The following is a 21,351-nucleotide window of genomic DNA, read 5'->3' as shown; positions in this document are numbered from 1 at the left end:
ACACTTCCCCCGTGCTCGTTCTGGCCCTGGACACCTCCACCCCGCTGGTCACCGCCGGGGTCGTCCGGCTGTCCCCCGGACAGGGTGCGGTACTGCTGGCCGAGCACTCCGTGGACAACGCCTTCGCCCACGCCGAGCGGCTGATGCCGCTGGTCCGGGCGGCGCTGACCGAGGCCGGCGCCGGCCTGCCCGACCTGGACGCCGTGGTCGTCGGCCTGGGCCCCGGCCCGTTCACCGGGCTGCGGGTGGGCATCGCCACCGCGGCCGCCCTGGGCGACGGCCTCGACATCGCCGTGCACGGCGTGCCGTCCCACGACGGCACGGCCGCGGCCGCGCGCGCCGCCGGCTGGTCCGGGGGCGGCCTGCTGGTCGCCACCGATGCGCGCCGTCGCGAGGTCTACGCCTCGGCGTTCGACGCATCCGGCGTCCGCACCGGCGGCCCGGCCGTGCTCGCCCCCGCCGCGGTGACCGACTGGCTCGCCGAGCGCGGGGCGGTCACCGGCGTCACCGGGGCGGGCGCCGCCCTCGTCGACCTCGACCTGCCCGTGGTGCCCACCCCCACCGGCGTCACCGCCGGCCTGGTCGCCGTGGCCGCGGACGACCTGCTGTCCGGCGCCACCCCCGGCCCACTCACCCCCCTCTACCTGCGCCGCCCGGACGCCACCGAGCCGGGCCTGCGCAAGTCGGTGCTGGGCCGGTGAGGGCTCCGGTGGAGCTCGCCGATCTGCCCTGGTGGGACATCCCGGCCCTCGCGCACCTGGAGGAGCTGTTGTTCCCGACCGATTCCCCGTGGACCGAGGCGATGTTCTGGGGGGAGCTGGCCGAGGGGCGGTACTACCGGGTGCACCGGGATGCCGCCGGCCGGGTGGACGGGTACGCCGGGTTGGCCGTGCACGACGACGAGGCCGAGGTGCAGACCATCGGCGTGCACCCGGCCGCCCAGGGCGCCGGTATCGGCCGGGCCCTGCTGCGCGATCTGCTCGACCACGCCGACGGCCGCCGGGTGCTGCTCGACGTGCGCACCGACAACGTGCCGGCGCTCGGGCTCTACGCCGCCGAGGGGTTCCACACCCTCGGGGTGCGCCGCCGCTACTACCAGCCCAGCGGGGCTGACGCCTACACCATGGAACGGCCGCCCTCATGACCACTGCGTCCCTGCCCACCACCGACCAGGCCGGTCGGGAGATCGTTCGCCTCCCGCCCGGGTCCATCCTGTTGGGCATCGAGTCCTCCTGCGACGAGACCGGCGCCGGCCTGGTCCGCCTGGGTGGCCCGGGTGAGGGACCCGAACTGCTCGGCCACGAGCTGGCCTCCAGCTCCGACCAGCACGCGCGCTTCGGCGGGGTCGTGCCGGAGATCGCCTCACGCGCGCACCTGGAGTCCATGACCGGCACGGTCCGGTCGGCGTTCGCCAAGGCGGGCGTGCGCCCGGCGGACGTGGACGCGGTCGCGGTGACCTGCGGGCCCGGACTGGCCGGTGCACTGCTGGTCGGGTTGGCCGCGGCCAAGGCCTACGCCGCGGCCTGGGACGTCCCGCTGTTCGGCGTGAACCACCTGGCCGGGCACGTCGCCGCGGACACCCTGGAGCACGGCCCGCTGCCCAGTCCGACGCTGGCCCTGCTGGTCTCCGGCGGGCACACCATCCTGCTGCGGGTGGACGACCTGGCCGGATCGATCACCCAGATCGGCACCACCGTCGACGACGCCGCCGGGGAGGCCTACGACAAGGTCGCCCGGCTGCTCGGGCTGGGCTATCCGGGTGGGCCGGTCATCGACGCCCTGGCCGCCGACGGGGACCCGGCGGCCATCGCCTTCCCGCGCGGCCTGACCGGCCCGCGCGACGCCCGGTACGACTTCTCCTTCTCCGGGCTGAAGACGTCGGTGGCCCGGTACGTCGAGTCCTCAGAACGGAGTGGGCGAGCCGTCCGGATTCCCGATGTGTGCGCCTCCTTCCAGGAGGCGGTGGCCGACGTGCTCACCGCCAAGACGGTCCGGGCCGCCGCCGATCTCGGCATCTCCACCGTGGTGGTGGCCGGGGGTGTCGCCGCCAACGGCCGGCTCCGCGCCCTGGCCGCGGAGCGGTGTGCCGCAGCGGGTCTCACGCTGCGGGTGCCACGACCCGGGTTGTGCACCGACAACGGCGCGATGATCGCCGCGCTCGGCGCGCACGTCGCCGCAGCCGGTGCGGTGCCGTCCAGTGCGCTGCTCTCCGGCGACCCGGCCCTGCCGGTGGGGGTCGTCCACCAGCTCTGAGCCTGCTCCGGTGCACACTCGGGTACCTGAGCGCCGGGCTGTCCGGCGGATCCGACGGGAGCGCGACATGACCGATGCACGGGCCGGTTCCGGTGGACTGTTCGACTCCCCGGCCGTGACGGAGTACCTGGCCGCCCTGCGGGACTCCCCGGCGCTGGGTGCGGGGGAGTTGATGGGCGCAGCGCTGCGGGCGGTGGCCCAGGGCAGCGGGGTGCTGACCGCCGACGACGCCCGGCGGGGCCTGGCGACGGTGGCGCTGCTGCTGGCCGAACGGACGCCGGCGGTGCTGGACGACGCGCCCGACCCCGAATCGCTGCGGACCTGGCTGGCCGACCTGGACACCGAGCTGACCCCGGCGCGCCGACAGGCGAGCGAGGCCGTCCTGCGCCGGGTCGCGTTGCCGCTGGACAACGCCTGGTTCACCGACACCGGGCAGGACCCGACCGGCCCGACCCCGGCCGTGGTGTCCCGGATGCAGGACCTGCTGGCCGACGCCGCCGGTTGAGCCGACCCGGCCGCACTCCCGGGGGTGGTGGTTGAGAGCTGGCACTCGCATGGCTAGAGTGCTAGTCGCACGGCGCGATACGGCCCGGCTCCCGCGACGACGGGCCGAACCGCGCCAGGCCCCTGTCCATCTGAAACGACATGAACCCCTGAAGGGGAGGTCACACCGTGGCGAGCGTGAACATCCAGCCGCTCGAGGACAAGATCCTCGTCCAGGCCAACGAGGCCGAGACCACCACCAAGTCGGGCATCGTCATCCCCGACACCGCCAAGGAGAAGCCCCAGGAGGGCACCGTCCTGGCCGTGGGTCCGGGCCGTGTCGACGACAACGGCAACCGCGTCCCGCTGGACGTCGCCGAGGGCGACGTCGTCATCTACTCGAAGTACGGCGGCACCGAGGTCAAGTACGCCGGCCAGGAGTACCTGCTCCTGTCCGCCCGCGACGTGCTGGCCAAGGTCACCAAGTGACCCGTGGCGGTGCGGCGGCCGGTCATCCGGGCGCCTGCGCCGCCGCTGCGTTCTGACATCGCCCCGGCGGTCCGCTCACCGCGGGTCACCGGGGCGTTGTCGTCCCTCCGCGTGCCCCGCACGCGACCGCCTCCCGGCGGCGTTGCACCCGGGTTCCGCCCGCCGCTCCCGACACGGGAGTGCCGCAGGACGCGGAACTCCACCCGAGAAGACTGGAAGAGATCCATGGCGAAGCAGATCACCTTCGATTCCGCGGCCCGTTCGTCGCTGCAGCGCGGCGTGGACAAGCTGGCGGACGCGGTCAAGGTCACCCTCGGCCCGCGTGGCCGGTACGTGGTGCTGGACAAGAAGTTCGGTGGCCCCACCGTCACCAACGACGGCGTGACCATCGCCCGCGAGATCGACCTCGAGGACGCCGGGGAGAACCTGGGCGCCCAGCTGGCCAAGACCGCGGCCACCAAGACCAACGACGTGGCCGGCGACGGCACCACCACCGCGACCGTCCTCGCCCAGGCCCTGGTCACCGAGGGGCTGCGCAACGTGGCCGCCGGCGCCGACCCGCTGGCGCTGCGGTCCGGGATCATGAAGGCCGCGGACCGGGTCATCGCCGTGCTCGACTCCCGCGCCACCCCGGTGGCCGGTGACCGCTCGGCCATCGCCCAGGTCGGCACCATCGCCTCCCGCGACGCCCACATCGGCGAGCTGCTCGGCGAGGCCCTGGACAAGGTCGGCGCCGACGGCGTCGTCACCGTCGAGGAGCACTCCGGGCTGACCACCGAGCTCGAGTACACCGACGGCGTGCAGTTCGACAAGGGCTACATCTCGCCCTACATGGCCACCGACCCGGAGGCCGCCGAGGCCGTCCTGGAGAACGCCTCCGTGCTGCTGGTCCGGGAGAAGATCTCCGCCCTGGCCGACCTGCTCCCCCTGCTGGAGAAGGTGCTGGAGAGCTCCAAGCCGCTGTTCATCGTGGCCGAGGACGTCGAGGGCGAGGCGCTGTCCACGCTGGTCGTCAACTCGATCCGCAAGACCATCAAGGTCGTCGCGGTCAAGGCGCCGTTCTTCGGCGACCGCCGCAAGGCGTTCCTGCAGGACCTCGCCGTCGTCACCGGCGCCGAGGTCATCTCCTCCGAGGTCGGTCTCAAGCTGTCCGAGGTGGGCCTGGAGGTGCTGGGCTCGGTGCGCCGGGTGACCGTCACCAAGGACACCACCACCGTGGTCGACGGCGGCGGTTCGGCCGAGGCCGTGAAGGAGCGTGCCGCGCAGATCCGCGCCGAGATCGAGGCGAGCGACTCGGACTGGGACCGCGAGAAGCTGCAGGAGCGGTTGGCCAAGCTGGGTGGCGGCGTAGCCGTCATCAAGGTCGGCGCGGCCACCGAGACCGAGGCCAAGGAGCGCAAGCACCGCATCGAGGACGCGGTCGCCGCGACCAAGGCCGCCGTCGAGGAGGGCATCATCGCGGGCGGTGGTTCCGCCCTGGTGCACGCCGCGGCGGAGCTCGGCGAGCTCTCGAACTCCCTGAAGGGCGACGAGCGCACCGGTGTGGCCATCGTCGTCCGGGCGCTCAGCGCGCCCGCCTTCTGGATCGCCGCGAACGCGGGTGAGGAAGGCGCCGTGGTCGTCGGCCGGATCAAGGATCTGCCGGTCGGCCAGGGCTTCGACGCCGCCGAGCTGCGGTACACCGATCTTGTCGCCGCGGGCATCATCGATCCGGTCAAGGTCACCAAGTCGGCCGTCGCGAACGCCGCGTCGATCGCCGGCATGGTGCTGACCACCGCCACCACCGTGGTCGACCTACCCGCCGACCCCGCCCCGGCCGCCGCCGGTGGGGGACACGGGCACCAGCACTGACCGACCCGTCTGCGGGCGCGTCCCGCGGACTCGGACGTACCCCACAGGGCCGGGCGCTTCGGCGCCCGGCCCTGTGGTCTGTCCGGCCGCGGTGATCCCGCTCGAGGTCGGACCGGCGGCTGTGCACCGTCCGTGCCCACCCGGGCCGACCGGGTATCCGCGTCCGCGTCCGGTGCGCAGGGCCGGCGACCCCGGGCGGCCGATCACGGGGTCGCGACACGACACTGCGCGCCGATCTGGCACTTCTCCCGGTCACGGCCTGCCCACCATCGGGCCGGCACCGCCCGAACGATGACCGCTCCCCGTCACGATGGGCACCAGGAGTTCAGCGGAGCGCCACCTTGACCTGATCGGGGGGTCGGGCGCCACCCGTTGGAGTGACCAGCCTGACGGTCGTCGGACTGGACCACCCGAACGGCGCGCCTATGATCGAGCCTATGGGTGACGTCGGAACCGGAAGAGGGCGCTCGTCGGTTGCCCCCGCGCCGGTCGGGCCGCCGGTGGGACAGGGACGTACGCGTCCCGACCGGCGCGCCGGGCGACCGGTCCGCCGCCCCGATTCAGTGCGTGGTGACCGGCGCGAGTGCCTGGGTGCGCTCGCTCTCGGACATCCCACCCCAGATGCCGTACGGCTCGTGGACCTCCAGCGCATGGGCGCGGCACTGGAGCAGAGCGGGGCAGTGCGCACAGACGATCTTGGCCTGGGCTTCCCGCCGGCTGCGGGCCGGACCGCGCTCTCCCTCGGGGTGGAAGAAGTAGGAGCTGGCCATGCCCCGGCAGGCCGCGTCGAGCTGCCAGTCCCACAGATCCGCGTTCGGTCCGGGAAGCCTTCTGGTGTCCGCCATGTCGATCCCCTCTTCGATCATCAGGCTCGTCACCGACGAGGATCGAACGCGGGGGAGCACGGCGTGGGGTGGCCGACACGGGGACGATCGCCGGCCGGGGCCGACGATCATGGGTCGCCTGTCATCGACATCCCCACGGACCGGATCCGCGCTGATCCCGGTGGTGGTGATCTGCCGACCCTAGGGCTGCCCGCAACGGTGGGCAAGGGTCCCGGTGGATCTTCGGTGGGCCGTTCCGGTGATCTTCGGGGCCCCGGATATCGGGTAGTTACTGTACGTTTCTCGACTCTTGCGCAGCGCAATCATGAGGGGGTCGAGCGCCGAAGGATGGGGTCGCCGGATCGGGTGGGATCCGGTCGCGGTTCCGACGGCGTCCCGGGGTCCCGCGGAGATCGTGGTTTCCCGCCCCGTGCCCGCGGAGGGAAGATCTTGCCGGCAGCGGGTGGCGGAGAGCTACCATTCGGCTACACTCCGTACAACACCAGCGGGATCGAGACCTTTCTCGCGGGATCGCACGGGTCACGGGTCGGACCCCACCAGGGGCCGACCCACCAGCAGGCGCGACAGGTTCGACGCGGTACCGAGGAAGTGGGCTGAGATGACCAATGTGCTGATCTGCGACGAGCGGCGGAGTGCCCGCGACGGTCTGACCCGGGTGATGAGTGCGGTGCCCTCCGTCGATGCGATCGACTGTGTCGGGGGTGGCGACGAACTGCTGGCCCGATACGGGCGACAGTCCGCGGACGTGGTCCTCATCGGCACCCAGCGGGCGTTGACCAGCGGGATCGAGGCGACCCGCCGGCTGCTCGCCATCCACCCGTCCGCCGTCGTCATCGTGTTCGGGTCACCGGACGACACCGCCTCCATCGCCGCGGCGATCGCCTGCGGGGCCCGGGGCTTCCTGCGCTGGGACGCCACCCAGCCGGAGATCATCGCGGCCCTGGCCGACACCCTGACGATTCCGCGCATCCCCACGGTGCGCGACGCGGTCGACGGAGAAGCTCCCCTGACCGAGCGCGAGCTGCAGGTGCTCCGCGGGATGAGCCAGGGCCAGTCCAACGGGGAGATCGGCCGCGAGTTGTTCCTCTCCGAGGACACCGTGAAGACGCATGCCCGCCGGCTGTTCCGCAAGCTCGGCGCCCGCGATCGCGCCCAGGCCGTCGCCCTGGGCTTCCGTCGCGGCCTGGTTGCCTGACCCGGTCCGCCCGACCCGGTCGCACGGCCCCGTGGACCTGCGCACCGCCCGCGGATCGGCGACGGTCCGACCCGGATCCCACCGGTCCTCGGCGACCGCCGCCAGACCCCGGGATCACCGGTGCGTCCGGCTGTGATGTGAGCCCCACGCCGAGCCGGGACCCGGTCGCCCGTGACGAACGCCACTCGGGTGGCGATGGTCCGTTCCGGTGTCGGCCGGTCAGGTGACGAAAGCCCTGATCGAGTCTGCGGCTGACGCGATCGGGGGAGGGGGAGTCCGCGGTGTGGTGAATCCGGAGTGGCCTGAACCACGACGGCGTCCAGATCAGGTGCGTTTCGGGTGACGGTCGGTACGATCAGCGCCACGAAAGACCGGGGTCTGCGGCGGGGATGCGGTGGCGGCGGTTCGACCGACTGATGGCGGAAACAAATTCGTCACCGCGTGTAACAGGGGGACCGCCGACCGCGATGAAGCAGACAGTTGACGTCGACGATCGCGATGACCTGGACAGACAGGTCGATCGAGCGATCTCGGGGGACAGCCGGGCACTGGACATCGTCCTGGCCCGGATCCACCCCATCGTCGTCCGCTACTGCCGTTCCCGACTGTCCGCGGGCCATCGCTCATCGGTGACCCCGGACGACATCGCCCAGGAGGTGTGCATGGCCGTCATCACGGCTCTGCCCTCCTACCGTCGGGAGGGCCGCCCCTTCCTCGCCTTCGTGTACGGCATCTGCTCGCACAAGGTCGCCGACGCCCACCGCGCCGCCGGACGCTCCCGGTCGCACCTGGTGGCCGAGGTCCCCGAGACCATCTCCCCGGACTGGAATCCCGAGCAGCTCGCCGTCCAGGGGTCGGTCTCCCGCACCGTTCTCGACCTGCTGGGCCACCTGCCCGAGGTGCAGCGGGAGATCCTGCGCCTGCGCGTCGGCGTCGGGCTGAGCGCCGAGCAGACGGCCGAGGCCCTGGGCATGACCGCCGGAGCGGTCCGGGTCGCGCAGCACCGCGGCCTGGCCAAGCTCCGCACCTTGATGGCCGGCGATGCCGGCTGGTCGGAGCAACTCCTATGACGCCACGCCGCCCCCGCGGCCGCCGCCCCGACCAGCCGCTGGTCGATCTCGCGTCGGTCTTCGCCGACGACGAGCTGTTGGACAGCCTCGCTGCCGGCCACGGCAGTGCCGGCCTCGGCGCCGTCGGCGCCGACGATCCGCTGCCCGAACTCTTCCGGTCCTGGCGCACCGAGATGACGGCCCGACCGCTCCCGGCCCCGCCGTCGGGTCGGGCTGCCGCCGCGGCGCTGTCCGCCGTGGTGACCCCCAAGCCCGCCCGGGCGCTGCGCCCGGTGCTGGCGGCATCCGTCGCCATCGTGGCCCTGCTGCTGGGCTCGGCCGTCCTCTTCACCCGGACGGCCACCGAGAACTCCCCGCTGTGGGGGATCGCCTCGGTCATCTGGCAGGACCGCGCCGAGTCCGTGGACGCCCGCAACGAGGCCAAGGCGAAGCTGACCGAGGCCAAGGCCGCCCTCGAGGCGGGCAGCCCCGATGTCGCGGAGCTCAAGCTGCAGGAGGCGCAGGCGGCCCTCAGCCAGGTCAAGCCGGTCGACAACCCGGCGGACGTGCAAGCCCTCTGGGACACGGTGAAGAGCCAGTCCGAGGACAGCCAGCAGTCGTCCGCGGCGTCCTCGTCCGCCGAGTCGATCCGGTCGGCGGCGTCCTCCGGCCGGACGAGTGCTTCGGCGTCGACCCCGTCGAGCACCCGCGGCTCGGCGCCGCCGATCGTCCAGGTGCCGTCGGAGGCCGTCGCCCCGTTCGTCCCCGATCCGGAGGTACCCGTCGCCACCCAGGCGCCCACCACCCCCGCCCGGGTCGCGCCGCCGGTCGTCGCGGACCCGTTCCTGTCCATCGTCGACCCGACCTCGTCCGTCGAGGTGGTCACGCCGCCGCTGCTTCCGCCGCCGCCTGTCGTGACGACCCCGCCGGTGGAACCGGTGCTGCCCGTGGAGCCGACCCCGGTCCCCCCGGTGGAGGTCACTCCCGAGGTGCCGACGACGCCAGTCGTCCCGACGGAGGTCACCCCGCCGGTCGAGGCCACCCCGACCACTCCCACCACGCCCACCACTCCGACCACCACCGACACGACCACGACCACGACCCCCGACCCGGGGGAGGTCCCCGGTGCCGTGATCGACGGACAGCAGCAGGAATCCGTCACGACCGCGGCGACGGGGACCACCACCGCCGGCTGAACCGGGTGGCGGTCCCCGGGCGTCATGGGCTCGTCCTCGGGCCCGAGGCCTCCCGCCGGACGCCTACCATGGACGGCAACGGCCGGCGCGGTCCGATCCCGCTGCCCGCGCTCGGAAAGGTTGGCCATGTCTGTGTCCTCGCCCGTGATCTCCCCGCTCGACCTCGCGCCGGTGGAGGACACGCCCCCCGCCATGCCGAGGTCGACCGGAACCGGTGAGCGGACACGGGGCAGTGGCCCGGCGCAGGTGGCCTACACCCCGGACTGGGACGAGAAGTTCGCCGTCGTGGGGCTGACCTACGACGACGTGCTGCTGCTCCCGGACGCCTCCGACGTCATCCCCAGCGACGCCGACACCAGCACCTGGCTCAGCCGCAACGTCCGACTGCGGGTGCCGCTGGTCTCCAGCGCCATGGACACCGTCACCGAGTCGCGAATGGCCATCGCGATGGCCCGCCAGGGCGGGCTCGGTGTGCTGCACCGCAACCTCTCCATCGAGGACCAGGCCTCCCAGGTCGAGATCGTCAAGCGGTCCGAGGCCGGCATGGTCACCGATCCGGTGACCTGCGCGCCGTCGGCCACCCTGGCCGAGGCGGACGCCCTCTGCGCCAAGTTCCGCATCTCCGGCGTCCCCGTCACCGACCCGGACGGACGCCTGCTCGGCATCATCACCAACCGCGACCTGCGCTTCGAGGTCGACCTGAGCCGCCCGGTGCGGGAGGTCATGACGCCGATGCCGCTGGTGACGGCACCGGTCGGGGTGAGCGCCGAGGCCGCGCTCGGCCTGCTGCGCAAGCACAAGGTCGAGAAGCTCCCCCTGGTGGACGCCGACGGCCGGCTCCGCGGGCTGATCACGGTCAAGGACTTCGTCAAGACCGAGCAGTACCCGCTGGCCACCAAGGACGCCGACGGTCGCCTGCTCTGCGGGGCCGCGGTCGGCGTCGGCGACGAGTCCTACCGTCGCGCCCTGACCCTGGCCGAGGCGGGCGTCGACGTGATCATGGTCGACACCGCGCACGGGCACTCCAGCCGCGTGGTGGAGATGGTGTCGCGCCTGCGCCACGACATCGGCGCCCGCGTCGACATCGTGGGTGGGAACGTCGCCACCCGCGCCGGTGCCCAGGCCCTGGTGGACGCGGGTGCGGACGGCGTCAAGGTGGGCGTCGGTCCCGGCTCGATCTGCACCACCCGGGTGGTCAGCGGCATCGGCGTGCCGCAGGTGACCGCCATCCACGAGGCGGCCAAGGCCTGCCGTCCGGCGGGCATCCCGGTGATCGGCGACGGCGGCCTGCAGTACTCCGGCGACATCGCCAAGGCCATCGCGGTCGGTGCGGACAGCGTCATGCTGGGGTCGCTGCTGGCCGGGGTGACGGAGTCGCCCGGCGAGCTGATCTTCGTGGCCGGCAAGCAGTTCAAGGCCTACCGCGGCATGGGCTCGCTCGGCGCCATGCAGTCCCGTGGCCAGGCCCGTTCGTACTCCAAGGACCGCTACTCCCAGGACGACGTGCTCTCCGACGACAAGCTCGTGCCCGAGGGCATCGAGGGCCGGGTGCCGTTCCGCGGCGGTCTGGCCGACGTCGCCCACCAGCTCGTCGGCGGCCTGCGGGCAGCCATGGGATACACCGGCGCCGGATCGATCGAGCAGCTCAAATCGGCCAAGATGGTCCGGATCACCTCGGCGGGGCTGCGCGAGTCGCACCCGCACGACATCACCATCACCTCCGAGGCGCCGAACTACATCGACCGCTGATCACCGGCCGGGGCCGGCGCAGCGGTCGGTCCCGGGGTCCCGGCCCGGATAGCATCGTGCCCGGCCGCGTCCGGTGGCCCGGGCCGCAGCGTGCCCGTGACGGCGAGGAGCCAGCGTGTCGGACAGGGTCGAGATCGGCATGGGTCGGGAGGCCCGCAGGGCCTACGCGCTGGACGACATCGCGATCGTCCCGTCCCGGCGGACCCGGTCGTCCTCCGAGGTCTCCACCGCCTGGCAGGTCGACGCCTACCGGTTCGAGATCCCCATGCTGACCCGGGCCAGCGACGCCGTCGTGTCCCCGGCGGTGGCCACCGAGGTCGGCAGGCTCGGCGGGCTGGGTGTGCTGGACGGCGAGGGCCTGTGGTCACGCTACGAGGACCCGCAGGCCGTCATCGACGAGCTGGTCGCGGTCGGCATGGCCGCGCAGGACCCGGACGAGATCATCGCGGCCCTGCAGAAGGCGTACTCCCGCCCGGTCGACCCCGAGCTGCTGACCCGGTCGATCGGCGAGATCCGGGCCGGCGGCGGCACCGTCGCCGTGCGGCTCTCCCCGCAGAACTCCGCCGGTCTGGCCGCCACGGCGATCGCCGCCGGCGTCGAGCTGCTGATCATCCAGGGCACGATCGTCTCGGCCGAGCACGTGCAGCGCAACGGTGAGCCGCTCAACCTGAAGTCGTTCATCGCCGACCTCGAGGTCCCCGTCATCGTCGGCGGCTGCACCAACTACCAGACCGCCACCCACCTGATGCGCACCGGTGCGGCCGGCGTCATCGTCGGCACCGGGGCCGGGCAGACCTCGACGACCGATGCGGTGCTGGGCATCTCGGTGCCGATGGCCACGGCCATCGCCGACGCCGCCGCGGCCCGCCGCTCCTACCTCGACGAGACCGGCGGGCGCTACGTCCAGGTCATCGCGGCCGGTGACATCGACACCAGCGCGGACGTGGCCAAGGCCATCGCGTGCGGCGCCGACGCGGTGATGATCGGCGAGCCGCTGGCCACCGCGCAGGGCGCCCCGGCCGATGGCTGGTTCTGGCCGACCACCGCCGCCCACCCCGTCCTGCCGCGCGGCTTCGCCACCCCGGTCGGCCCGGCCGACATCTCCCTGGAGCAGCTGCTGCTGGGCCCGGCCACCGGCGCGGACGGCCGCAGCAACCTGTTCGGCGCGCTGCGCCGGGCCATGGCCAAGGCCGGGTACTCCACCCTCAAGGATTTCCAGCGCGTCGGGTTGACCGTCCGCCACTGACCCGTCGGCCCGTCAGAGCCAGTCGGACCGCTTGAACCCGACGTACAGGCCGAGTACCAGCGCGACCATCACCACGGCGGACACGACGAACCCCCACCAGGTGCCGTTGCCGGGGTAGGGGACGTTCATCCCCATGAAGCCGGTGACCAGGGTGGGGACGGCGATGATGGCCGCCCACGACGACAGCTTTTTCATCACCACGTTGAGGTGGACGTCGGCGAGGGCCAGGTTGGTCTCGAACGCGGACGACAGCACCTCGCGCAGGCCGTCGGTGGCCTGCAGGGCGTGCGCCGCGTGATCGGCGACGTCGGCGAACCGGCGGGCGGTGCTCGCGTCCAGCAGCCGTCCGGCCAGGTCCTGGCTGTCCCCGCGGCTGCCGGTGGCCTCCCGGCCGGTCGCGTCCGCGTCGCGCCCCGCGGCGGGCGGGTCGGGAACGGCGGCGGCCCCGGCCAGGGCGGCGGTGATGTCCCGGACGGGGGCGACGACCCGGCGCAGCTGCGAGAGGGCGCGGCGCATCCGGAACGCCTGCAGCTGCTGCTGGCGGCGCAGCGGACGGTCGTCGAACAGCGACTCGGACAGGGCGTCCACCCGGGTCTGCAGGGTCTCCACCGTCGCGGTGTAGCTGTCGACCACCTCGTCGCAGACCAGGTGGAGGGCGGCGGCGATGCCCCCGGCGAGCACCTCGTCCTCGGCGGCGTCCAGGCGCGCGGTGAGCCGTTCGCGAGCCGGGGAGTCGGCGATGAGCACGAGCACCTGGTGGTCCAGCAGCACCGAGACCTTCCCGCGCACCAGGTCGTCCTGGTCGGTGTCGTAGCCCGCGGTGGCCGCGATGACCACGAGGCTGTGTCCGATCCGGTCCAGCTTGGGCGATTCCCCCGGGTCCAGCAGGTCCTCCACGGCCAGCGCGTCCAGGCCGAGACGACGCGACGTCCGGGTCAGCCCCTCGCCCTCACCCGGGGGCAGGCACCACCAGGCGCTGGTCGACGGATCGTGCAGGGCCTGCTCCAGATCGGCGCGGGTGGGGTGCCGGGCCACCATCCGTCCGTCCCGCCAGACCCGCGCGGAGGTGATGAACGCGTCGGGGTCGTCGGCTGCGGCTGGATCCGCCGGGAGATGGTCGGTCTGGGAGGTGCTCACCGGATCATCGTGCGCCTGTTCCGGGCGGATCCGTCGCGCCGGGGCCGCGGGTCCCGCGCTCAGCGTCGGTCGCGCCGGGGCCGGCGCAGGCCGCCCGCGGTGAGGCGGCGGACCAGCTCCCGGGAGTCCACCGGCACGGCGCCCGCCGCGACGAGATCGGCGTACCGCCCGTCGGGGACGTCGTAGTGGTCGTGGTCGAAGCCCCGTTCGGGCACTCCGCAGGCGGCGGCGAAGGCGTGCAGCTCGGCCAGGGACGCGTCGCTGACCAGGTGCGACCAGCGCCGCCCGTGGGCGGGCCAGAGCGGCGGGTCGATCAGCACGGTCATCCGGTCAGGGTAGGTGCGCGGTGGGTCGCCGGGCGGGGAGGTGGCGATGCCCGGACGTAGACTGCCTCCCGTCCAGCGGAGGCGTCCGGGGGTGCCGCGGTGCCCGGGTCCGGCCGTTCCCCCGCCGCTGTCCCTGGTGTTTCCCTGACGAAAGGCCCGCCGTGTCCGGCGACGCAGCCCCCACCACCCCCGCCGTGGACCCCCGCTCGGGCAGCATCGAGCTGGAGCAGAACCCGGTCCTGGTCGTCGACTTCGGCGCCCAGTACGCCCAGCTCATCGCCCGCCGGGTGCGCGAGGCGAACGTCTACTCCGAGATCGTGCCGCCGACGCTGACCGTCGCCGAGATCGTCGCCCGCAACCCGGCCGCGGTCATCCTGTCCGGCGGCCCGTCCAGCGTGTACGCGCAGGACGCCCCGCGGGTCGATCCGGCCCTGTTCGACACCGACATCCCGGTCTTCGGCATCTGCTACGGCTTCCAGGCCATGGCCCAGGCCCTGGGCGGGCGGGTCGACCAGACCGGCCGACGCGAGTACGGGCACACCGAGCTGTCCGTCACCGACGAGGGCGGTTCGCTGCTCGGCGCGCTGCCCGACCGGCTCGCCGTCTGGATGAGCCACGGGGACGCCGTCGCCGAGGCCCCGCAGGGCTTCCGGGTCACCGCCAGCACGCCGGACACCCCGATCGCCGCGTTCGAGAACACCGAGCGGCGGCTCGCCGGGGTGCAGTACCACCCCGAGGTGGCGCACACCCAGCTCGGCCAGGAGGTGCTGCGGCGGTTCCTGCACGACATCGCCGGCATCGCCCCGGACTGGACGCCCGCGGAGATCCTCACCGAACAGGTCGAGGCCATCCGCGCCAAGATCGGCGACGAGAAGGTCATCTGTGCCCTGTCCGGCGGGGTCGACTCCGCCGTGGCCGCCGCGCTGGTGCACCGGGCCGTCGGCGATCAGCTGACCTGCGTGTTCGTCGACCACGGGCTGCTCCGCCAGGGCGAGCGGGCCCAGGTCGAGCGGGACTACGTGGCCGCCACCGGCATCAACCTGGTGACGGTGGACGCGGCCGACCGCTTCCTCGGCGCGCTGGCCGGTGTCACCGACCCGGAGACCAAGCGCAAGATCATCGGCCGGGAGTTCATCCGGGTCTTCGAGGCGGCCGCGGCCGATGTCGCCAAGGACGCCGGCGGGGTCAAGTTCCTCGTCCAGGGCACTCTCTACCCGGACGTCGTGGAGTCCGGCGGCGGCAGCGGCACGGCCACGATCAAGAGCCACCACAACGTGGGCGGCCTGCCCGAGGACATCACGTTCTCCCTCGTCGAACCGCTGCGGTTGCTGTTCAAGGACGAGGTGCGGCTGCTCGGCGCCGAGCTCGGCCTGCCCGCGGCGATGGTCGCCCGGCACCCGTTCCCCGGTCCGGGGCTGGGGATCCGGATCATCGGCGAGGTCACCGCGGAGCGGCTGGCCATCACCCGCGCCGCCGACGCCATCGTCCGGGCCGAGATGACGGCGGCCGGGGTGGACGCGCAGATCTGGCAGTGCCCGGTGGTGCTGCTGGCCGACGTCCGATCGGTCGGCGTGCAGGGCGACGGCCGCACCTACGGCCACCCGATCGTGCTGCGCCCGGTGTCCAGCGAGGACGCCATGACGGCCGACTGGTCGCGCCTGGAGTACGACCTGCTGGCCCGGATCTCCGGCCGGATCACCGGCGAGGTGCCCGAGGTGAACCGCGTCGTGCTGGACATCACCAGCAAGCCGCCGGGCACCATCGAGTGGGAGTGAGCGGGGCGCACACCCAGCCTGCCCCGGTCGGCCCGGCTCCGCGCCGGGCCGGTCTGCTCCTCGCCGTCGGCGCGCTGTCCGGATTCGGGCCGCTGTGCCTGGACATGTACCTGCCGGCGCTGCCCGAGCTGCCCGGTGACCTCGGCTCCACCGCCGGCGCCGCCCAGCTGACCCTGTCCGCCTGCATCGTCGGGCTGGCCCTGGGCCAACTGCTGGTCGGGCCGGTGTCCGACGCGGTCGGCCGACGCGGGCCGCTGCTGGTCGGGGTGACGGTGTTCGCCGCCGCCTCCGCGGTGTGCGCGCTGACCACGTCGATGACGGTGCTCATCGCGGCCCGGTTCGTCCAGGGCGCCGCGGGGGCCGCGGGCATCGTCGTCGGCCGGGCGGTGGTCGCCGACCTGTTCGTCGGTCGCGCCGCGGCGTCGGCCTTCGCCACCGTCGCCGCGGTGAACGGGCTCGCCCCGGTGCTCGCGCCGCTGATCGGCGGGCAGGTGCTGCGGGTGGGGGACTGGCGCACGGTGTTCTGGGTGCTCGCCGGGCTGGGTCTGGTGCTGCTCGCCCTCGCCGCGGCGCTGATCCCCGAGTCGCTGCCGCGGGAGCGACGGGGCGGGCGGACCGGCACCCTCGCGGCGTTCCGGGTGCTGCTCGCCGACCGGGCCTATCTCGGATGCGTCCTCGCCGGGACGATGGTCTCCGCGGCCATGTTCGGGTACATCTCCGCCTCGCCGTTCCTGTTCCAGGAGGGCTTCGGCCTGTCGCCGCAGGCGTTCTCGTGGACGTTCGCGCTGAACGCCGTGGGCATCGTGCTGGCCACCCAGATCGGCCGTGTCGCCCTGCGGCGGGTGGGCCCGGCGTCGATCCTGGCCGCCGGTATCGCCCAGGCCGCGGTGGGCGCGGCCGCGCTCACGGTGGCGGTGCTCGCCGGCTGGGGTGTCGTCGCGGTGGCGGTCGCGCTGTTCGTCATGGTGTCCGCGGTCGGGCTGGCCCTGCCGAACGCGAGTGCGCTGGCGCTGGCCCGACACCGGGAGATCGCCGGGTCGGCATCCGCGCTGTTCGGTCTGACCCAGTTCGCCCTGGCCGCGGTGACCGCGCCGCTGGTGGGCCTGGGCGACCGGGCGGCGGGCACGGCACTGGCCGTGACGGCGGTGGTGTGCGTGCTGCTGGGGGCCGGGGCGTTCCTGCTCGCCCGACGCGCCGAGGCCCGAACCGGATGATGCCGGTGCGGCGCGTCCCGCAGGCCGCGCCGCACCGAATCTGCCGCGTGGTGCTCAGCCGCGGCGCCGGCTCGGCAGCGAGCTGACCAGCAGACCCACCCCGACCAGGGCGGCCACCCCGGCGATGATCCACTTGGTGGCCGACTGGAAGAGCCACCAGGGGTCGCCGCTGAATCCGACGGACGCGACGGCCAGGAAGATCAGGGCGGCGAGCAGCGCGCCGACGCTGACCTGACGGCGGGCCGGCTCAGCCACGACGCACCTGCGCCTCGCCCGTGCCGACCTCGACGGTCAGGTGCAGGGTGCCCTGGTCCGGGCTCGGGGTGGAGGCGAATTCGCTCGTCGAGTTCAACCCGTCCCGGGTCTGCTCGAGGCAGTCGGTGGACCCGGCGTTCGCATGGCAGGTGCCGTCCACGTTCATCCCGGCCGGCAGCAGCACCTGGGCCTGGCCGGCGCGGACGGTCACCGAGACGTCCCGGTCGGTCCCGGCCGGCACGGTGAGCCCGCGCAGGTCGAGCACTCCCTGGCCGCCGTTCATCACGTAGCTCGACTCCAACTGCTCGACCGAGGTGGGCGTCCACCGCTGTTCGCCGAACCCGTCGGTGCCGGTGACACCGGTCAGGGCCAGACCCACCGTGGCGATCGACAGGAACACCCCGGTGCCGACCAGGGATCGGCCCTGGCCGCGGAACGCGCCGACGAACAGGCCGAGCGCGACGACGGTGAGCGGCACGGCCATCACCGCGGCCCAGCTCAACGCCCACCACCCGGCGTACACCCCGATGGTGGCGCCGGCGCCGGCGAGCAGGGCGAGACCGAGGGTGATGGCGGCCAGCGCACCCTGGTCGGCGCGCCGCTCGGCGGCGGGTGCGGGTGCGGGTCCGGGCTCGGGCAGGTCCCACGCGAAGGGCGCGGCGCCCAGCGGATCCCATGCGGGCGGCGCCGGCGGGCCGTCGTCCGGTCGGGTGGTGTCGGCTTGGTCCCAGAGCGGCGGATCGGTGAACGGCGACCGCGGGCTGCCGGGCCCGGTCGTGTCCGGGCCCCGGGGGGCCGGCTGCTCGGTGGCCCAGGGCTGCCGGGCCGTCCAGTCCTGCGCCTGCTGGCCCCAGGTCCGGGCCTGCGTCTGCAGGTCCGCGGCCCAGGGCGGGGTGCCGCCGCGACCACCGTGCTTGGTGCATCCGGCCGACCGGCGACGGGCCAGCAGCACGATCACCACCCCGATGACGACGAGCGGCACCGGCGTCCCCCAAGAGAAGGTGGAGACCGTCGAGACGGCCAGGAGCACCCCTAGGCCCACCGCCAGGACCGGGGGCACCGAGGACTGCCCGCGCCCGAGCAGGGACTCGGCCGCGGACACCTCGTCGCCGTCGCCGGGCAGCAGCAGCCAGCCCAGCAGGTACAGCAACCCGCCGAACCCGCCGAACACCGTGAGCACCACGAAGGCGACCCGGATGACGACGGGGTCGACGCCCAGGGCGCGGCCCAGCCCGCCGGCGACGCCGGCGATCTTGCGGTCGGTGGCCGAACGCCGAGGGCGCTGGGCCCACCAGGTGCCGGCCGGCTGGGCCGACCGGGAATCCGCCGCAGGGCCGGCGGGGCTGCCAGGGGTCTGGTTCATGGGATCCAGCCTGCGCACCGACGGGCCGGCGCACCATCGGGGATCCCCCTGGTTCGCAGAACCGGGGTCCACCCCGATACCGCCGCCGGACCTCCCGTGTGACCCTGGTCGGGTGACGTCCTCGGAGTTCCTGCCCACGCCTGACACCCGGGTGCCCGACGCCCGGGTGCCCGGTGTCCGGGTGCCCGATGGGTCGGGGGACGGCGCGTCCGGGGTGGGGGCGTCGTCGTCCGCGCAGCCTGCCGCGTCGGAACAGCCGGCGGCGTCCGCGCGGTCCACGGCGTCGGCACAGCCCGCATCACCCGCTGCCACCCCACCGTCCGCACCACCCGCGGCTCCCGCACAGTCCAGGGCGTCGACACAGCCCGCATCACCCGCTGCGTCCCCACCGTCCGCTCCACCCGCTGCGTCCGCATCGCCGGCTGGGCCCACGCCGTCCGCCGGGCCCGCACCGGTCGCTGCGGCCGTGCGGTGGGCCCCGCCCACCGGCGCGCCGGTCGCGACCGTGCCCCCCGCCCCGCTGCCCCCGGGTGTGCCGTCCCCGCCGACCGGGCCGTGGTCGCCCGGGTCGTCCCGGACCGCCGCCCCCACCCGCACCGCCGCCGTGTCGGCCTCCCCCGGTCCGACCACACCGGCCCCGACAGCACCGGCTCCGGCAGCACCCGCCTCGACCACACCCGCTCCGGCCGTCCCTGCCGCAGCCTCCGCCGCGCCGACCCCCGCCGGGCCCTCCGGGTTCCGTCCCGCCGGACCGGCCCCCGCGCCGCCCGTGCCCGGTGTCGGCCCGGGCTCCGGCCCAGCGCCGCATCCGCCCACCTCCGGTCGGCGGGCCGTCCCGCCACCCGGCACCCTGCTGACCCCGGACGGCATCCCTCGGCTCACCCGTCCGCGCTCCGGCTCGATCCTGGGCGGGGTCGCCGCCGGCCTGGCCGGTCATCTCCGGGTTCCCGTGCTGTGGGTGCGGCTGACGTTCGTCCTGCTCGCGGTGATGGCGGGCTCCGGGGTGCTGGCCTACGCGATGCTGTGGATCTTCGTCCCGCAACGGCCCGACGGAGCGGGCGGTGATCCAGGAGCCCCGCGCCCGGCGGGCCCGCGGGAGCGGCAGCAGGCCTTCGGCATCGCCGCGGTCGGGGTGGCCGCCCTCCTGGTCGCGGCCGCGCTGAACATCACCAGCATCGTCGGGTGGGTGCTCGGGCCGTTGGGCCTGGCCGCACTGGGGGCCGCGTTCATCTGGCGGGAGGCGGATTCGGCCCGGCGGGCGCGGTGGCGTCGCACCGCTGCCGGCATCGTCGGTCCCAGCCGCGGGTCGGTGTGGCGGCTCGCCGGCGGGGCCACCCTGGTCGTCGGCGGGCTCTCGGTCTTCGCCGTCGGCCAGCTCGACTTCACCGCCGTCCGCTCCGCGTTGATCGCCGTGCTGCTCACCCTGGTCGGGGTGGCCGTCATCACGGTGCCGTGGTGGATCCGGTTGGTCCGCGATCTGGGCACCGAACGGCGGGCCCGGGTCAGGGAGGCCGAACGCGCCGAGATCGCCGCCCACCTGCACGATTCCGTCCTGCAGACCCTGGCGCTGATCCAGCGGCAGTCCGGTGACGGTCGCGAGGTGCTCCGCCTGGCCCGCGGGCAGGAACGTGAACTGCGGACCTGGTTGTACGGGCCGACCGGGTACGCCACGGCGAGCGGATCCACCGCCCCCGGTGACGCCCCGGCGATGCTGTCGGCCGCGCTGGCCCTGGCGGCCGGCGAGGTGGAGGACACCTACGCGGTGGCCGTCGCGCCCGTCGTCGTCGGGGACGCGCCGATGGGCCCGGCGGTCGGGGCGCTGGTGGCCGCCGCCCGGGAGGCGATGGTCAACGCGGCCAAGCACTCCGGGGTCGGCGAGATCAGCGTGTACGCCGAGGTCGAGCACGGCACGGCCGATGTCTTCGTCCGCGACCGCGGGCGGGGGTTCGACGTCGATGCGGTGGCGGCGGACCGGCGGGGTCTGGTCGAGTCCATCCGCGGTCGGATGGATCGGCACGGGGGCCGGGCCACGGTCCGGTCCACCCCCGGTGAGGGCACCGAGATCGAGCTGACCGTGCCGGTAGCGTCCGGTGACGGCGGCCCGCCCCCCGCACCACCGGCATCGGCGGACGCCGACACGCTTCAGCCGAGCGAAGGACTCCCCTCGTGACGACCCAGCCCGAACCCGACCGACCCGCATCCCCCGAGGTGACCCAGCAGGGGAGTGCCCCGGACGACGCGACCGTGGCCGGCCCCGTGCGGGTGTTCCTGGTCGACGACCACGCGATGTTCCGCACGGGGGTGCGCACCGAGCTGGCCGAGCTGGCCGACGACCGCCTGGTCGTGGTGGGGGAGGCCGGGTCGGTGGGGGAGGCCGTCGCCCGGCTGGCCGTCGACCCGCCCGATGTCGTCCTGCTCGACGTGCACATGCCCGACGGCGGCGGCCGCGCCGTGCTCGAGCACCTGCACGAGCGGCTGCCGGCCCTGGTGTTCCTGGCCCTGTCGGTGTCCGACGCGGCCGAGGACGTCATCGCGGTCATCCGGGCCGGCGCCCGCGGCTACGTCACGAAGACCATCTCCGGCCGGGAACTGGCCGACGCGATCGTCCGGGTCGCCGGCGGGGACGCGGTGTTCTCGCCCCGGTTGGCCGGGTTCGTGCTGGACGCGTTCTCCGACCGGCACGGGCCGGCCGCGGTGGCCGACCCGGAGCTGGACCTGCTCTCCCCGCGGGAACGCGAGGTGCTCAAGCTGCTGGCCCGGGGGTACGCCTACAAGGAGATCGCCGCGCAGCTCTTCATCTCGGTCAAGACGGTGGAGACCCACGTGTCCAGCGTCCTGCGCAAGACGCAGATGTCCAACCGCTACGAGCTGTCCCGCTGGGCCACCGACCGGCGCCTGGTCTGACGGGGCGCCGGCCTCGGGTCG

20 protein-coding genes are annotated in these 21,351 nt (G+C 74.0%); 15 read left to right on the top strand and 5 right to left on the bottom strand.

Features of this window, described 5'->3' with window-relative positions:
* Positions 1–11: 11 nt before the first annotated feature.
* From tsaB to groL, 6 genes are all read left to right on the top strand, one after another.
* Positions 12–701, top strand: a complete 690-nt coding sequence (gene tsaB / locus J2S58_RS07170; protein ID WP_205255974.1) for a tRNA (adenosine(37)-N6)-threonylcarbamoyltransferase complex dimerization subunit type 1 TsaB — start codon at positions 12–14, stop codon at positions 699–701.
* The gene (gene rimI, locus J2S58_RS07165) at positions 698–1,144 is read left to right on the top strand and encodes a ribosomal protein S18-alanine N-acetyltransferase (protein WP_306826871.1); all 447 of its coding nucleotides are present in this window, start codon (positions 698–700) and stop codon (positions 1,142–1,144) included. Before tsaB ends, rimI begins: the two co-directional genes overlap by 4 nt.
* Positions 1,141–2,253: a tRNA (adenosine(37)-N6)-threonylcarbamoyltransferase complex transferase subunit TsaD gene (gene tsaD, locus J2S58_RS07160; RefSeq protein WP_205255975.1), complete on the top strand. Its 1,113-nt coding sequence runs from the start codon at positions 1,141–1,143 to the stop codon at positions 2,251–2,253. Before rimI ends, tsaD begins: the two co-directional genes overlap by 4 nt.
* 67 nt (positions 2,254–2,320) lie before the next feature.
* Positions 2,321–2,758, top strand: coding sequence for a hypothetical protein (locus J2S58_RS07155; protein WP_205255976.1), 438 nt, complete (start codon positions 2,321–2,323; stop codon positions 2,756–2,758).
* A gap of 167 nt (positions 2,759–2,925) precedes the next feature.
* Complete coding sequence (groES, locus tag J2S58_RS07150; RefSeq protein WP_205255977.1) at positions 2,926–3,225, top strand: co-chaperone GroES; 300 nt, start codon at positions 2,926–2,928, stop codon at positions 3,223–3,225.
* Between the two features lie 225 nt (positions 3,226–3,450).
* Positions 3,451–5,076, top strand: a complete 1,626-nt coding sequence (gene groL / locus J2S58_RS07145; protein ID WP_205255978.1) for a chaperonin GroEL — start codon at positions 3,451–3,453, stop codon at positions 5,074–5,076.
* Positions 5,077–5,636: 560 nt separating this feature from the next.
* Here groL and J2S58_RS07140 read toward each other — a convergent pair.
* On the bottom strand, positions 5,637–5,921 hold the full coding sequence (locus tag J2S58_RS07140; RefSeq protein WP_205256092.1) for a WhiB family transcriptional regulator: 285 nt from the start codon (positions 5,919–5,921) through the stop codon (positions 5,637–5,639).
* 598 nt (positions 5,922–6,519) lie between these two features.
* On the opposite strand from J2S58_RS07140, the gene J2S58_RS07135 reads away from it, so the two are divergent.
* The 5 genes from J2S58_RS07135 (at position 6,520) to J2S58_RS07115 (ending at position 12,356) form a co-directional block, all read left to right on the top strand.
* Positions 6,520–7,116, top strand: coding sequence for a response regulator transcription factor (locus tag J2S58_RS07135; RefSeq protein ID WP_205255979.1), 597 nt, complete (start codon positions 6,520–6,522; stop codon positions 7,114–7,116).
* A 467-nt stretch (positions 7,117–7,583) separates the two neighbouring features.
* Entirely contained in the window at positions 7,584–8,186 is a 603-nt protein-coding gene (shbA, locus tag J2S58_RS07130; protein WP_205255980.1) for an RNA polymerase sigma factor ShbA, read from the top strand.
* Positions 8,183–9,361, top strand: a complete 1,179-nt coding sequence (locus J2S58_RS07125; protein WP_205255981.1) for a hypothetical protein — start codon at positions 8,183–8,185, stop codon at positions 9,359–9,361. The genes shbA and J2S58_RS07125 overlap by 4 nt, the downstream gene beginning before the upstream one ends.
* A 192-nt stretch (positions 9,362–9,553) precedes the next feature.
* Entirely contained in the window at positions 9,554–11,110 is a 1,557-nt protein-coding gene (gene guaB / locus J2S58_RS07120) for an IMP dehydrogenase (RefSeq protein ID WP_205256093.1), read from the top strand.
* 115 nt (positions 11,111–11,225) lie between these two features.
* Positions 11,226–12,356: a GuaB3 family IMP dehydrogenase-related protein gene (locus J2S58_RS07115; RefSeq protein ID WP_205255982.1), complete on the top strand. Its 1,131-nt coding sequence runs from the start codon at positions 11,226–11,228 to the stop codon at positions 12,354–12,356.
* Between the two features lie 12 nt (positions 12,357–12,368).
* On the opposite strand, the gene J2S58_RS07110 is transcribed toward J2S58_RS07115, so the two are convergent.
* Positions 12,369–13,493 (bottom strand): magnesium transporter CorA family protein, encoded by a 1,125-nt coding sequence (locus J2S58_RS07110; RefSeq protein ID WP_205255983.1) that lies wholly within the window; start codon positions 13,491–13,493, stop codon positions 12,369–12,371.
* A gap of 59 nt (positions 13,494–13,552) precedes the next feature.
* Complete coding sequence (locus tag J2S58_RS07105) at positions 13,553–13,819, bottom strand: DUF4031 domain-containing protein (protein WP_205255984.1); 267 nt, start codon at positions 13,817–13,819, stop codon at positions 13,553–13,555.
* A gap of 221 nt (positions 13,820–14,040) precedes the next feature.
* On the opposite strand from J2S58_RS07105, the gene guaA reads away from it, so the two are divergent.
* Positions 14,041–15,594, top strand: a complete 1,554-nt coding sequence (guaA, locus tag J2S58_RS07100) for a glutamine-hydrolyzing GMP synthase (protein ID WP_240189447.1) — start codon at positions 14,041–14,043, stop codon at positions 15,592–15,594.
* The gene (locus tag J2S58_RS07095) at positions 15,591–16,808 is read left to right on the top strand and encodes a multidrug effflux MFS transporter (RefSeq protein WP_306826849.1); all 1,218 of its coding nucleotides are present in this window, start codon (positions 15,591–15,593) and stop codon (positions 16,806–16,808) included. The genes guaA and J2S58_RS07095 overlap by 4 nt, the downstream gene beginning before the upstream one ends.
* Positions 16,809–16,862: 54 nt before the next feature.
* Here J2S58_RS07095 and J2S58_RS07090 read toward each other — a convergent pair whose 3' ends face one another.
* Both J2S58_RS07090 and J2S58_RS07085 read right to left on the bottom strand, forming a co-directional pair.
* Positions 16,863–17,063 carry a hypothetical protein gene (locus J2S58_RS07090; protein WP_205255985.1) on the bottom strand — a complete coding sequence of 67 codons (201 nt, stop codon included), beginning with the start codon at positions 17,061–17,063 and terminating at the stop codon, positions 16,863–16,865.
* A complete protein-coding gene (locus J2S58_RS07085) occupies positions 17,056–18,426 on the bottom strand; it encodes a PspC domain-containing protein (RefSeq protein ID WP_205255986.1) in 1,371 nt (456 codons plus the stop codon). The genes J2S58_RS07090 and J2S58_RS07085 overlap by 8 nt, the downstream gene beginning before the upstream one ends.
* Positions 18,427–19,195: 769 nt before the next feature.
* Between J2S58_RS07085 and J2S58_RS07080 the strand changes: the two genes are divergently transcribed.
* Together J2S58_RS07080 and J2S58_RS07075 are read left to right on the top strand one after the other, a co-directional pair.
* A complete protein-coding gene (locus J2S58_RS07080) occupies positions 19,196–20,596 on the top strand; it encodes an ATP-binding protein (protein WP_306826845.1) in 1,401 nt (466 codons plus the stop codon).
* A gap of 74 nt (positions 20,597–20,670) precedes the next feature.
* The gene (locus J2S58_RS07075; protein WP_205256096.1) at positions 20,671–21,330 is read left to right on the top strand and encodes a response regulator; all 660 of its coding nucleotides are present in this window, start codon (positions 20,671–20,673) and stop codon (positions 21,328–21,330) included.
* Positions 21,331–21,351 lie beyond the last annotated feature (21 nt).

Origin of the sequence: Nakamurella flavida (assembly GCF_030811475.1) — a bacterium.
Taxonomy (GTDB): Bacteria; Actinomycetota; Actinomycetes; order Mycobacteriales; family Nakamurellaceae; genus Nakamurella; species Nakamurella flavida.
Note: the sequence above shows the minus strand (reverse complement) of the source record. Positions and strands in the feature narration are given on the sequence as shown.